General features: G+C 41.4%; 12 protein-coding genes. 9 read left to right on the top strand and 3 right to left on the bottom strand.

The annotated features are described in order from the left end of the window. Positions 1–312: 312 nt before the first annotated feature. From FQ608_RS08980 to FQ608_RS08960, 5 genes are all read left to right on the top strand, one after another. On the top strand, positions 313–1,986 hold the full coding sequence (locus FQ608_RS08980) for a mechanosensitive ion channel family protein (protein ID WP_158857624.1): 1,674 nt from the start codon (positions 313–315) through the stop codon (positions 1,984–1,986). A gap of 8 nt (positions 1,987–1,994) precedes the next feature. After that, entirely contained in the window at positions 1,995–2,459 is a 465-nt protein-coding gene (locus FQ608_RS08975) for a GNAT family N-acetyltransferase (protein ID WP_158857622.1), read from the top strand. A 186-nt stretch (positions 2,460–2,645) separates the two neighbouring features. Next, the gene (locus FQ608_RS08970; RefSeq protein ID WP_158857620.1) at positions 2,646–3,785 is read left to right on the top strand and encodes an FAD-dependent monooxygenase; all 1,140 of its coding nucleotides are present in this window, start codon (positions 2,646–2,648) and stop codon (positions 3,783–3,785) included. Positions 3,786–3,845: 60 nt separating this feature from the next. Next, positions 3,846–4,025 (top strand): DUF2141 domain-containing protein, encoded by a 180-nt coding sequence (locus FQ608_RS08965; RefSeq protein ID WP_317168907.1) that lies wholly within the window; start codon positions 3,846–3,848, stop codon positions 4,023–4,025. Between the two features lie 30 nt (positions 4,026–4,055). Beyond that, positions 4,056–5,228, top strand: a complete 1,173-nt coding sequence (locus FQ608_RS08960) for an ATP-grasp domain-containing protein (RefSeq protein WP_158857618.1) — start codon at positions 4,056–4,058, stop codon at positions 5,226–5,228. 56 nt (positions 5,229–5,284) lie between these two features. Here the strand turns inward: FQ608_RS08960 and FQ608_RS08955 are convergent, their stop codons facing one another. Then, positions 5,285–8,023 (bottom strand): M16 family metallopeptidase, encoded by a 2,739-nt coding sequence (locus FQ608_RS08955; RefSeq protein ID WP_158857616.1) that lies wholly within the window; start codon positions 8,021–8,023, stop codon positions 5,285–5,287. 772 nt (positions 8,024–8,795) lie between these two features. Here FQ608_RS08955 and FQ608_RS08950 point away from each other — a divergent pair. From FQ608_RS08950 to FQ608_RS08940, 3 genes are all read left to right on the top strand, one after another. After that, positions 8,796–9,845, top strand: a complete 1,050-nt coding sequence (locus tag FQ608_RS08950; protein WP_234364148.1) for an amidohydrolase family protein — start codon at positions 8,796–8,798, stop codon at positions 9,843–9,845. Positions 9,846–10,066: 221 nt separating this feature from the next. Continuing rightward, complete coding sequence (locus FQ608_RS08945) at positions 10,067–10,294, top strand: hypothetical protein (RefSeq protein ID WP_158857612.1); 228 nt, start codon at positions 10,067–10,069, stop codon at positions 10,292–10,294. Further along, positions 10,276–10,575, top strand: a complete 300-nt coding sequence (locus tag FQ608_RS08940) for a type II toxin-antitoxin system RelE/ParE family toxin (RefSeq protein ID WP_158857610.1) — start codon at positions 10,276–10,278, stop codon at positions 10,573–10,575. Before FQ608_RS08945 ends, FQ608_RS08940 begins: the two co-directional genes overlap by 19 nt. Before the next feature lie 501 nt (positions 10,576–11,076). On the opposite strand, the gene FQ608_RS08935 is transcribed toward FQ608_RS08940, so the two are convergent. After that, the gene (locus FQ608_RS08935) at positions 11,077–12,915 is read right to left on the bottom strand and encodes a M56 family metallopeptidase (RefSeq protein ID WP_158857608.1); all 1,839 of its coding nucleotides are present in this window, start codon (positions 12,913–12,915) and stop codon (positions 11,077–11,079) included. After that, the gene (locus FQ608_RS08930; RefSeq protein WP_158857606.1) at positions 12,902–13,288 is read right to left on the bottom strand and encodes a BlaI/MecI/CopY family transcriptional regulator; all 387 of its coding nucleotides are present in this window, start codon (positions 13,286–13,288) and stop codon (positions 12,902–12,904) included. The genes FQ608_RS08935 and FQ608_RS08930 overlap by 14 nt, the downstream gene beginning before the upstream one ends. Before the next feature lie 140 nt (positions 13,289–13,428). Between FQ608_RS08930 and FQ608_RS08925 the strand changes: the two genes are divergently transcribed. Further along, on the top strand, positions 13,429–13,704 hold the full coding sequence (locus FQ608_RS08925; protein WP_158857604.1) for a VF530 family protein: 276 nt from the start codon (positions 13,429–13,431) through the stop codon (positions 13,702–13,704). Positions 13,705–13,979: the final 275 nt, after the last annotated feature.

Raw genomic sequence — 13,979 nt, 5'->3', positions numbered from 1 at the left:
TTTGATAGTTATAAGAATTATGGAAAGTACTCGATAAACTATCCTCATTGTGCTCGTAGGTATGGAATTTAAATTCTATATAGTACCTTAAATAACAGGATTTGGACTATCTAAGGCCCAAGATCGTTAAAGAATTTAATCTATGAAAAACAATTGATAAAGCTTCATAAAACTGGAGAAATGAAAATGAACTGCGAGCTGAATCAGCCAAGAATAGCAACGACCTCTCGGCTGTTTGTTTCACTTCCTTAAGAAGTTGAAATATTCTTTGGTCATGCCAGAAAACATGTGTTTTTATTTGTACTTTTCGCCATGGATACTTTTGCAATTAAAAAGGGTTTCTGGGTTATTATTTGGTTTGTATTCCTCCTGCCTGATACCTCACTGTTTGGACAAAATGATTCCACCCATCAACAGCCAAAATCCCCTATTGGATTTCCGGTAATAGGTGTTTTGGGAGATACCATTTTCTACGTTTATTCCAGGCTGGGATCAGCAAGCCCTCTGGAGCGGGCAACGACTATTAGCGACAGGATACAGCGTATTGTTGAGGAGGGTGAGGATTTTGTGGAAGACTCTCTTCAGGTAGTTCCTTATGAAAACACCTACGATATCATCTATCGGGGATTAATTGTCACAAATGTATCTCCCACTGATGCTTTACTGAATCAAAAAGAAATTTGGACCCTTGCAAATGATATCAAGAGCCATATAGCATCCTCACTCATGTTGGCGAAAGAGGACCAACAATTAACCCGCATTCTGATTCAGTCTGTATTGGTACTGGTTGTGTTGGGAATTGCATACCTGCTCTTTTGGCTGTTGAAAAAAGGTTTTAAAAGAATCCATCTTTATTTGGAAACCGACAGGGACAAATGGCTTAAGAACCTGGCATATAAAGAATACACATTCTTGACTGCACAGCAAGAGATGCAGATCATTCTAGTGTTTTTAAGGGTGTTGCGCATCTTTCTTTTTGTACTACTAGTATATTTTGCACTTTCTATCGTCTTTTCCATTTTTCCTTTTACAAGAGGCTGGGCGGACCGTTTGTTTTATTTGGTTTGGTCTCCCTTCACATCTATTTTTCTATCACTTTGGGAATACCTGCCCAATCTGATTACCATTATAGTCATAGTGTTTGTGATGGGGTATTTTATCCGCTTTGTGAAATATATCTTTTCAGAAATAGATGAAGGGAAACTGCACATTTCTGGCTTTCATGCGGACTGGGCCATGCCGACATATAGCATTGTCCGGTTTTTATTGTATGCGTTTATGTTTGTTTTAATATTCCCTTATCTACCAGGTTCGGATTCCAATATTTTCAAAGGGGTTTCTGTTTTTATTGGTGTACTGTTCTCCTTGGGCTCATCCTCAGCCATTGCCAATATGGTAGCGGGATTGGTTATTACCTATATGCGTCCTTTCAGAATTGGTGATAGGATCAAAATTGGTGATATTACCGGCGACGTGTTGGAAAAAACACTACTTGTGACCCGAATTCGCACCACGAAAAACGAGGAAATCACCATCCCTAATTCGTCCGTTTTGAGTGGGAATACTACAAATTACAGCACTTTTGCCAACAGGGATGAGGGGCTTATCATCCATACCACGGTCACTATCGGATATGATGTGCCCTGGAAAGAGATGCATGCAGTACTTATAGAAGCCGCACAGCGAACAGACCGAATAGTAAAAGAACCCCAACCTTTTGTGTTACAAACTGGATTGGAAGATTTCTATGTTTCTTATCAGATTAACGCATATACCAAAGAGTCAAACCTTTTGCCGAGAGTTTATTCTGACTTGCACCAACATATACAGGATGTTTGTTTTGAGAAGGGGATTGAAATCCTTTCCCCACATTATAGGGCAGCGAGAGATGGAAATAGAACTACAATACCGGAATCTTACCTTTCTAAAGATTATAAAGTACCTAGTTTTCAGGTGAAAATAGAAAAGGAGCCTTACAGTGATTAAATTTAGTTATGGGGACCACGATCAACCTTTTACGAACTGATTCCGATCATTCCGAATTCAAGCGACTTGTACAGCAGTTGGATGATTACCTAGCGGTTACCGATGGAGATGATCATGCATTTTATGATCAATATAACAAAACAGATCAGATTCGCCATGTGGTTGTTGCCTACATGGATGATGAGGCTGTAGGTTGTGGAGCCATAAAGGAGTTTTCGCCAGCCGCCATGGAAGTCAAACGCATGTTTGTTTTACCCAGAAAAAGGGGACAGGGAATTGCTTTGGACGTTTTGAAAGAATTGGAAACCTGGGCCTATGAATTAGAATATGCCAAGTGTGTCCTTGAAACTGGCGCCCGTCAGATTGAAGCTGTTGCCCTCTATACCAAAGCAGGCTATGTCCGAATACCAAACTATGGACAGTATGAAGGGGTGGGAAATAGTTTGTGCTTTGAAAAGAGATTGGGTTGTTAGGTTGATGGGTCTATAGGTTGTTGGGTTAAATGGGGTTGGGCTATAAACCTATAAACCAATAGACCTATAAACCGAAAATAGAGGAGCAGATCCATATTTGGTCCGTTTTGCCTATTCTCAGGTATATGAATAAGCTATTTGAGCAACAGCATGCCGTATTGTTTGCAAACATAAACCGAGAACTTCATGGAGAAGAATAAAAAAATTGCCGTCATCGGCGGAGGAATTGCCGGACTTACTTTCGCCCTGTGCATGGAGGAGAGTGGGTTTGAATGCCATGTTTTTGAGAAAAATCCGGAGTTTGGAGAATTGGGTGCCGCCATCAGCGTTTTCCCGAACGCCATGTTCGTTTTTAGGGAGTTGGGTTTGATGGATGAATTGGTGGCTGCCGGAGGATTATTGACACAGGCCTATTTGAAATCCTCATCAGGAAAGGTATTAAGCAAAGCCCAGCCGAAGTATGTGCTTCCTGCAATTTGCATTCACCGTGCGGATTTCCACGGCATTTTAAGAAAGCATTGTAGGGCTATCATGAACGCCGGACACTCGCTCGAAAAGGCTGAGCCCTTACCCAATGGGCAAATTGGGGTTACCTTTGCTAATGGAAAAACGGAGGTTTTTGATGCTGTGATTGGGGCGGAAGGTATTCATTCCCCTTTAAGGGAGCTTATAATTGGGGATGGAAAACCGATATTTAGAGGATACAATATATGGCGGGGAGTCTGTGACAGCAGTTTTGATGTGGGTTATGCCAGTGAGACTTATGGGCTTGGAAAGCGGGTCGGTATCGTTCCGATAAAAGAGGCGAAGTATGGCTGGTGGGCTACCTTCAATGAGGAGTTTATGAAGGATGACTCTCCAGAAGGTACGGATAAGAAGCTTAGTCGCTTGTTCGGGGATTGGCATCATCCCATTCCAGAGTTGATGAGGAATTCAAAGCAAATCATTAAGAATAGCCTGATTGACAGGAAACCTAAACGGGGCTGGTCTCTTGGAAATATGGTGCTCATTGGTGATGCCGCACACCCCACCACGCCCAACCTAGGGCAGGGAGGTTGTATGGCGGTTGAGGGAGCATACATTTTAAGTGAATGTATAAAAAAGTATGGCTTGTCAAAAATAGCTTATGACAGGTATGAAAGTCTCCATTTCCCTCGAACCAAGTCAATCAACGAAACTAGCCTTCGGATGGGCGTCGTTGGGCAACTGGAGAATCGGGTGCAGGGATTTTTAAGGAATAGGCTTATCGCTTTGATGCCTTCTTCAGTTAGCATGAAGCTGATAGACAAGTTTTTTTCTTATGATGTGACTTCGCTTCGTATATGATAGTTGATGGGTCGATAGGTTTATAGGTTAAAAAAAAAGTTATGAGGCATCGATACGGTTTTGAGAAATTGGAAGTTTGGCAAGAATCAAGGAAAATTGAGAACAAATGCTTTAGGGATTCCTAGGGATGGTTTTGGTTTTTCAAACGATACGATGGGGACTTTTGGACCACCAAGTTTTGAGAAAGCAGCATTTAAAGTTACCGCAGGTAAAAATAATGTGAGCATCAAACTTAGATGATTCTATCTTCGCAGTTGAAAAACACTGTTTATGATTCTTTTGGATTACCCCTACACGTCAGACTTTCTGATTGAGACCGTCGTCAAAAATCAATTCCCCGTTGTTGCTACCAAAGAAGCTAAAGAAATCCTTAGAGGTAAAAATGCCAATTTGATCAGCGAAGAAAATGCGATAGCCTGGTTCATATCAAATCAGGGAAGTCCGGTTTATACCAATTCGGAAAACAGCATTGCATGGATACAGCAAAACCTGAAAGGCACCTCTCTTTGCGAAAAAATCGAGACCTTTAAAAACAAATTCAGATTCCGGGAATTGATTCAAGAGGCCTACCCTGATTATTTTTTCAAATCTGCATCTTTATCAGAGTTGGGAAATTTGGATATCACCGGGTTCAAATTCCCGTTTATTATCAAGCCCGTTGTGGGGTTTTTCAGTATTGCAGTGCATAAGGTAGATAAGCCCGAAGATTGGCCGTCCATTGTAATCACAATTGAGAAACAGATTGAAAAAACTAAATCCCTTTATCCCAAGGAGGTGGTAAGCAATACGGATTTTATCATTGAAGAATATATCCATGGAGAAGAATATGCATTTGACTGTTACTTCGGTGAAAAAGGCGAACCTGTGATTTTAAATGTACTTCACCATGTCTTTACTTCGGAAAATGATGTCAGCGACAGGGTTTACTCAAGTTCAATGGAAGTTATTTATCGACTTTATCAACCCATCATAGACTTTCTAATTGTGATAGGTTCAAAGATTGATCTGAGAAATTTTCCGTTGCATATTGAATTTCGGGAAAGTGAACCCGGAAAAATCAATCCCATTGAAGTAAATCCCATGAGGTTTGGTGGATGGTGTACCACTGCAGACCTGACCTGGTTTTCTTATGGCATCAATTCCTATGAATATTTTTTCCATTCAAAAAGACCTGATTGGGAGGAAGTTTTTGCAAACAAAAAAGACAAAAAATACAGTCTCATTCTTCTGGATAACCAATCTGATGTGCCGCAGGAGGATATTGATTATTTTGATTTTGAGGCCATTGCCAAGGATTTTGAGAACCCCTTGCATGTCAGAAAAGTAAACATGGAAAAATTCGGCGTATTCGGTTTTCTCTTTACAGAAACAAGTAAAGGAAATAAACAGGAACTGGAAGAAATTCTGCATTCCGACCTTAAGAAGTATATGGTATTGAAATGAAGAAAAAAACCACGGCATTGGTTCCGTGGTTTTTTTCATTATTAATTCATATCAGATTATTTATTAAATTCTCCGGCTTTGACTATGGACATTTTATTCAGGTCCAGATGACGCTTCATGGCTTCCTGTATCTGCTTTGGAGTGAGGGCATTTACTTTATCTTCCAACTCCTGTTCCCACTCAATGGTACGCTTTAGGAATAGGTTACCGTTCAAGGCTCCTGCAAGGTAATTGTCCTGAGAGCGGCTGACCGACCTGTTCTGCAGCCAACCGGACTTGGCCGCAGCAACCTCCTCCTCTGTAAATCCTTCTTCCAGTACCTTGGTAATTTCTTCCCTAAATGCCTCCTCCAAACGCTTTAGGTTTTCAGGGGCGTAAATGGCGTAAGTCTGGAAATTCCCTACTTTATCAATGGGACTAGCACCGAAACCAGATCCCACTCCATAGGATATACCTTCTTTTTGACGGATTCTAACGGCCAATCTTGAATTTAGGAATCCACCACCCAACATGAAGTTACCAAGTACAAGGGCTGGATAGTCTTCATGGGAATCATTCATTTCAAACTGCTGGGTCGCCAAGAAAAAAGCATTTGGCTTATCCGGTGTTTCTAAAGCCTCATTGATTACGGGGTTTTTCCCTATACGTCCATGCAAGCGGGTGTATTCTGCCTTGGAATTCCAATTTCCCAGCATGTCTTTTAAGGCTTCAAAAACCTTTTCCTCATCAAAATCTCCAACAATGGCCATTGTGCCGTGATTTGCTCCGTAATACTCTTTATGAAAATTACGGACATCCTCTAATTTCACAGCCTTGTGGGCTGCAATACTTTCCTCGAAAGTAAGCTGATACCTTGGATCGTCCTTATCATATGGATTGGAATGCCTGGACATCCTATTAGAAGCGAGCGCAATAGGATCACTCATTTGGGATTCTATATTTGTGATATTCTCTAAAATCATTTTATCGAGTTCTTCCTTTGGAAAGGATGCTTCATGAAGGATTTCTTTGATCAGGTTAAGGACTTCTGGAAGATTATCCTTCACAGTTTCTCCATTAATAGAAACAGCGCTGGCACTGCCAAAAAACGACACATTAGCTTTCAGCCTGTCAAATTCATCTTTGATTTCCTCTCTGGATTTTGAAGCTGTTCCTTTATCCAATAATCTGGAAGTATAATCTCCAGTAAATCCTTTATTTTTCAGGTTTTCTTCATTACCAAACCGAATTGTAAAGTTGAAGTTGACAGAACTGCCCCGGGTCTTTTTGCTGAGAAAAGCAATCTCCATTCCATTGGCGAGTTCATGACGTACTGTTCTGCTCTCAATATTTTCAGGAGTTGGATCAAAGGCTTCCCCAGCTTCCAGTCCCTCCCCTCCGAGGTAATCGGTCACTAGTTCAGAAATGTTGACTTCTTCAGGAATTTTGGTCCGGTCAGGCTTGTCTACAGGAATAAACATGCCGACGGTTCGGTTGTCTTCCTTGAGGTAATTGGCAGCAACCCTATGGATATCTTCCACGGTCACATCCTTTACCCGGTCCCTTTGGATAAACATTAACCTCCAGTCTCCTGATCCAATATATTCACTCAGTTGCAATCCAATCCTCTCTGAGGAATTGAAAGCAAGTTCTATGCGTTTTAGGATATTGCTCTTTGCCCGGTTGACTTCCTGTTCAGTTACTGGATTTTCAATTACTTCCCCGTAAGCTTTAATCATTGCATCCCGGGCTACCTCAATTGATTTTTCATTGGGCACCTCGGCAAAAGCCATCATGATTCCCGGGTCTTTCCAAAGATGTACATAGCCATAAACATAAGAGGCAATCTGTGTATCCACTAATGCTTTATAAAGCCTTCCGGAAGGATTATCGGTCAATATAGTGCTCAGCACCTCCAAGGGAGCTGCATCCTCGTGAGAAAGCGCTGATGTTTTGAAGGCTGCTCCTACAATTTGGGCATCTCCTACACGTCTGACGATCACCCTTTTTTCCCCATCCTGATCTGGATCTGTGGTATAAAATTTAGGCAGCACTCTTTCCGGCTTAGGGATAGGTCCAAAGTAATCGTTGACTAAGGCTATGGTCTTTTCTTCATCAATTTTACCGGCAACCACCAAAACAGCGTTGTCAGGCTGATAATATGTGCGGTAGAAATTCTGTAGTCTGTCAATGGGAACATTTTCTATGTCTGACCGGGCTCCAATCGTAGTCTTGCCGTAATTGTGCCATTCAAAGGCAGCAGATAGTATCCTTTGGCGAATTACATTCCAAGGGGAGTTTTCCCCTGCTTCAAATTCATTTCTGACAACGGTCATTTCCGAATCCAGATCTTTCTGGGCAATGAAAGAATTGACCATGCGATCCGCTTCAAGATCCAATGCCCAACGGAGATTTTCTTCTGTGGCTCTGAAAGTCTCAAAATAGTTGGTCCGATCGGTCCAGGTAGTTCCATTCGGCCTCGCTCCCCTCTCTGTAAGTTCCTGCGGAATATTTGGATGCCGTGGCGTTCCCTTGAAGACCAGGTGTTCAAGTAGATGGGCCATGCCGGTTTCCCCGTAATTTTCATGCTTGGAACCCACTAGGTAGGTAATGTTTACCGTAATGGTTTCTTTGGTCATATCAGGGAAAAGCAAAACCCTAAGACCATTGGCCAATTGGTATTCCGTAATCCCTTCCACAGAAGTAATCCTGACAGGATCCGGAATATCGGACGAGGTCAAGGACTGTATACTCCATGCCTGAGGTGGAATCAGAAACATCCATAAGCCAAATACAATTGAAAGTATTCTTTTCATTGACTTTGATTTAATGGTTGAAAAATATTTAACAACATATCAATTAGTTAAATTTATAATAAAAATTTCTTAACTCAAAACCTTAACAAAATTTAACTAAATAATTAGTAAAAAAATTTAAAATGCTTTCAATCAGGGTTTTTGATCGGGAAAAAACCATTACTTAATCCTTCAAATAATTTCAGTGTATAGGTATTTTATGTTGGAAAATTTGACTTATTGTAAAAATCGAGCTTGCCTACCGGACAGGTAGGCAAGACGAGATCCTCACAATTAAGGATGATTTCCGTAGCAAGATTCTTTTTACCTATCACGCAAAATCAAACAACAGATCAGGGGATTTGCAATTTTGGACCAATGGGAATCGTGCGATGGAACTATACAAATCCGAAATGATTGAAAGTAGGAAGAAATATATTCATGAGAATCTTAGCTAAGAAAGAAAACTTTGAAACTTCGTTGAAAGCTGCATTTAGTAAAATGAATTGATAAGAAATAGAAATGAAATTGGACGTCCTTGCAGTAATGTGTAGGTTTTTACTTTTAGTCCTGCTTCTCCATTCTTCGGAAACATATAGTGGGTAGAATCAGTCTCATATAATTTCAATGTTAATTTTTCAGATTTTGTATTAGTTTTAGGGTGTCTGTAGATTCACACAACCCTAACCTAGATCTCATGATTCAACGAATTGTTTCTATTAACCCATTTAGTCGCTATCTCTTTGTTTTTGTGCTTATTGTATTTGGCCATACAAATTTACAAGCTCAAGAAATGAGCTTTGAAGACTATAACCCCCCTTCCACGCTTGTAGTGCCGGAAAACCCGGTAAAGCGGGCTAAATTCCCATTTATCGACGTGCACAGTCACCAGTGGAATGTGGCTGAGGAAATTGTAAATCGGCTTGTGAGGGAAATGGATGAGTTAAATATGGGAGTAATGGTGAACCTGAGCGGGAGGGGATCTTCACGAACTACCAATGATATTGACGGGCAGGAATATATGTATTCGATGATCCGTAGGTTTAACGGGGTGGCTCCCGGTAGGTTTATCGTGTTTACCAACCTTTCATTCCGTGAGTTTGGTGCTCCTGGATGGACGGAAAAGGCAGTATTAGATCTGGAGAAAGACGTGGCCAATGGGGCCAACGGCTTGAAGATTTTCAAGAGTTTGGGTTTATCTGTCAAGGATGTCAAAGGAAATCGGGTACCTGTCGATCACCCAGATCTGGACCCTGTCTGGAAAAAGGCCGGGGAATTAGGCATTCCTGTACTTATTCATGCTGCCGATCCGGCGGCTTTCTGGGAGCCCATGGATGCCAACAATGAAAGATGGCTGGAGTTGAAACTTAATCCTGGCCGAAAGCGTGGTGCCGACAACCCTGTTCCGTTCGAGCAAATTATTGCGGAGCAGCACAACGTATTTCGCAAACACCCCGGCACTACTTTTATCAATGCCCACATGGGCTGGATGGCAAACAATCTGGACTTGGCCAGCAGGCATTTGGATACTTATCCGAATGTAAACTTTGGAATTGGAGCAGTTATCGCAGAGTTTGGCCGCCAACCCCGAAGAGCAAAGGAATTTTTTGTTACCTATCAGGACAGGATCCTCTTTGCAAAAGATGCCTATAATAAGGAAGAGTTCTATACCTATTTTCGGGTGTTGGAGACTGAGGATGAATATTTTCCCTATTATAAAAAATACCACGCTTTTTGGAGTATGTACGGTATGGGTTTGCCTGATGAGGTTCTAAAAAAGGTCTATTATAAAAACGCTATCCGAATCATTCCGAATATAGATGCTAGTAGGTTTCCAGATTGATATTGGATTTAAAAGGCAGTGTACCCGGAACTGGGTGTAGAATCCTCTACACCCTTTTTTTGCTAACCTCTTTTACAGTCTAGATCTCTTTAATGCCATTTGCAATGGTTCACCAAAGAACTTCTTAGTAAACAATATCTAGCATTTTGAAATCCATAAACCTATCAACTTATAAACCAATCGACCTATTAATCCGTTTCTTTGTATTAAAAGGTTTAGAAATGAGCAACACCCAATTACAAAAACTAGAACTGCTTGAATGGCTGGCCAATCTCCAGGATCAAAAGCTGATCGATGAACTGATGAAGTGGAAAGAATCACACCGTCGTGTCAGCATCGAGCAGTACAACCGGGAATTGGAAGAAGCCAATGCACGGATAGATGCTGGAGAATATGTAACCCATGAAGAGGTGAAAAAGGAATCTAAATCATGGGTAAGCCGGAAATAATCTGGGATGTAAAAGCCAGAAACTCGCTTAAAAAACAAATCGATCACATAAAAAAGGACTCCCTGCAGGCGGCTGAGAAGATTAGGGACGACATTTTTGATATCCTCGACGATTTACCGGCCAACCCTTTGAAGTTCCCGTCCGACAAATTTAAAACCGATAACGACGGCAATTCTAGGGCTTTCGAAAAACACGGTTTACGCATAGCTTACCTTGTTTCCGAATCGTATATCAAGATATTGAGGGTAAGGCATGTCAAACAAGAACCCCAACAGTATTAAATACCGCAAATAAATCCCCCCAACTGGGTGTAGAATCCTCTACACCAAACGACCCATGTAGTCGAAATCCATTCAAAGCCATTTGCAATAGCTTACTAAAGAACCTCTTAGTAAAAAAGTCCACAATTTTGAACACTTTCTGGCGGAGGTTTGTAGACGGCTCCAAACCAACTATTCATTTGTCCAATAAGTCGCCCTGTATTCATTTGTAATTGCTGTGCGGATAAACTATCTTTAGCTATGGGTTGGATTATTGGTAATTCCGTCCATTTCCAATTGCAAATTGGAGAAGATAAGAGGGTAGGACAAGCCTAAAACAATCCTGAGGACTATTTTAGGCTTGGGCCGGGCAGTAGGGATGGCAAACTACACCCAGTTTGGGTTGGGCATGTTAAAATTGCACCTCAAATCAAACCTATAAACCTATCAACCTATAAACTAATCAACCTATATACTCTTTTTTTTGTCAACACCCGCCTCGTTTGAAATGGCAATTTTTGACTACTTATTTTCGCTTTTATCCTGTTTCTCGCGGGCCTTTTCGAGTTGTTTTTGATGCTCCTTCTGCCATTCCTCCATTTTGATTTCGAATTCAGCCATCTTTTCCTTCATCTTACCCTCGTTCTCTTCCTGCCATTTTTCCATTTTACGCTGGTATTCCTCCATCTTCGGTTGGTTGGCTTTTTGCCATTCTTCCATTTTCAGCTGAAAGGCCTCAATTCTAGGTTTGTTTTCCTCTTCCCAAACAGCCATTTTTTCCTGAAATTTTTGCTGCCAGACTTGGTGTTTTTCGTCGAATTTTTGCTGCCATTCCTGTTGTTTGACTTTGAATTGCTCTTGTAAAACCTTTAACGAATCTTTGGAAATCCCTATACCAGAAAATCCCATAAATGGAAAAGAGTCAGGAAAGTTAACCCAGGGCATAGAATCTGACATAAAGGGCATTGGTTCAAGAATTAAATCAAAAGGAGGTGCAAGATCAAAATCCGGAGTAGGAACGTCCATAAAGGATTCGAAATCCGGAACAGGAGGGGATACCCAATTAAATTCGGGAACGGAGTCCAAGCCGTATAAATTAAAATTTTCAAAGGGTTTCATGGCTTCTAACATCTCCAATTCAATCGCTTCCAGATCTTCTTGTGCTATTTCGGGAACAACTAGGCTGTCTAGGGGAAGACCAGTCGTGGGGCCCTTTGGAACGCTGTCCAACTGTTGAGATAGTCCTTGAAAAGAAGGGATTAGCTGGATTTGTTTCAATGGTGGTGTAATCGATTCCAATGGTTGCAGCGATGGTGTTTCAGGGCTGCTTGACGCGCCGACTAGGAGGGTAGCTCCTAGAATAAGGGTTACCAACATACTAAGACTGCTCAGCGGTGAAGGTTGTGAATAAGGTGTTTTGTATCCCATGATGCGTTTGATTCGGGTTAGGGTTGGAGTTTTTTGCCCGGTTGAGGCCATGGCCAACTCTGGGGGAGTAGTTGTAGAATGGTTTAAGGTGTTGGCTAGATCAAAGGCTAGGTCCTTCGGAGAAATGCCGTTCATAATTGCCGTATCGTCGGCCACACTTTCGCGGGACTCCCGAATGGTATAATTGATCCACCAGAAAACAGGGTGATAGAAAAAGATCACTTCTAGCACGCTTTGGAGCAAGTTTACTGCATAATCGTGCCTTTTGATGTGGGCCAATTCATGAACTATAATTGCTTCTAATTGCTCCGGAGTAAGTTGGAGAAATAGACTTACTGGAATTAGAATCACTGGTTTCCAAATACCATATGTGAGCGGAAGGTCAATGTGCACACTTCTGAAAAGCCGGACGGGTGATTTTATTCCCATTTTTTGTATATGACCCTGCATGAGTAATACCCATTTTGGGTCCGCATCCAGCTTGGGTTTGTTTTTTAACCCCCTTAAATCCGCAAGGGAGGAACCAAAACGAATCAAAAACAAGAGGGCCCCGAAAAACCAAACTTTCACTAAAATTGGAATGGTAGTTTCCAACTTGCCCATTAGGGTGTCTGACCATGATGAAGTGGCCAGCAAAGGAGCTACTGAAGGATCCAATTCCGCCAATGATTGGGCTGGAAGATTAGTTGACAAATAGGCTATAGGAAAGGGTGTGGGAATAGAAACCCAAAATGTAGTGGCCGCCGAGACAACAATAAACACCAGTCCGATTAGTCCTATCCGATGATGGAAAATCATGGCTTTGGAAGCGAATAGCCGACGGCAAATCCAGAGAAGAAAACCGACTAAGGCAATCTGCCAAAGTGAATGGATAATCATCCAACCAAAGGCGGTTCGGAACTCAATTGGTAATAACCATTCAATTGTCTCCATGATCTTTTGCTGTTAGTTGGTCCATAAACTGCCGGATTTCATCTAACTCTTCTTTCGAAGGATTACTCTGACCCAGAGCCTGCATCACTAGGTTTTTGGCAGAGCCGCCAAAGGTAGAGGCCATAAATGTACTGACCAGACTTTTTTGGGTTTTGGCTTGGTCCAGGGCTGGATAATAAATGTGCGTACGTTGCGCATCATCTCTGGTTACTAAACCTTTTGAAAACATATTCTGCAAGGTCTTAAGGGTGGTAGTATATCCCGTGTCTTTGGTTTCCGCCAATTTCTCGTGGATCTCCCGTACCGAAGCCTTATCCATCTGCCAAAGCAGCGATAAGATTTCCAATTCTGATTCTGTTGGTTTCGCTTCCATGAAATAATTATACGATTTGTTTCGTACAAATGTATACGATGGAAATCGTACATCCAAAATAATCTACGATTATTTTCGTATTACTTTTTCTTATTTCGAGGTTGGTTGAAAAGAAATCATAAATACCTTACCTTTGATAGATGGCAGAATATGGCACAAACACCCCAACACCCCAACCAAACAATCCTTTACACGGTCTCAGGTTGATAGACATATTAGAATTTTTACAATCAAAATATGGTTGGAAAAAGCTGGGTGAAAAAATCCCTATCCGCTGTTTTACCCATGATCCTTCGCTCAATTCAAGCCTTAAATTTCTCAGGAAAACCGACTGGGCAAGAACAAAAGTCGAAGCGCTCTATATCCGAACGATTGAACTGGATCAAGCCAAACAAGCCAAAAGCGGGCAGGGCTAAAAAGGAACCACAGAGAACGCAAAGGTTACACAGAGGATACAGAGAATTTTTTAAAATCTCAGTGATCTTTGTGACTTGCGTAGTCATCTTTTTAACCACATAGTTCACATAGAGTTTTTTGAAATTCGTTACGTCCGCTGCGCCATCATTGCGTCCGTTGCGTGAAAAAAGAGTATGCGGTATTTTAAAAATCTTAGTGTCCTTCTTGGTCTTTTTAACTGGAACTGGGTAAATGATCGATGGTAATAGTTTTTTTTACGAAGCGATAATCATTA

The sequence above is a fragment of the Lunatibacter salilacus genome, from assembly GCF_009797935.1.
Classification (GTDB): domain Bacteria; phylum Bacteroidota; class Bacteroidia; order Cytophagales; family Cyclobacteriaceae; genus Lunatibacter; species Lunatibacter salilacus.
This window is presented reverse-complemented; position numbering and strand designations above follow the sequence as displayed.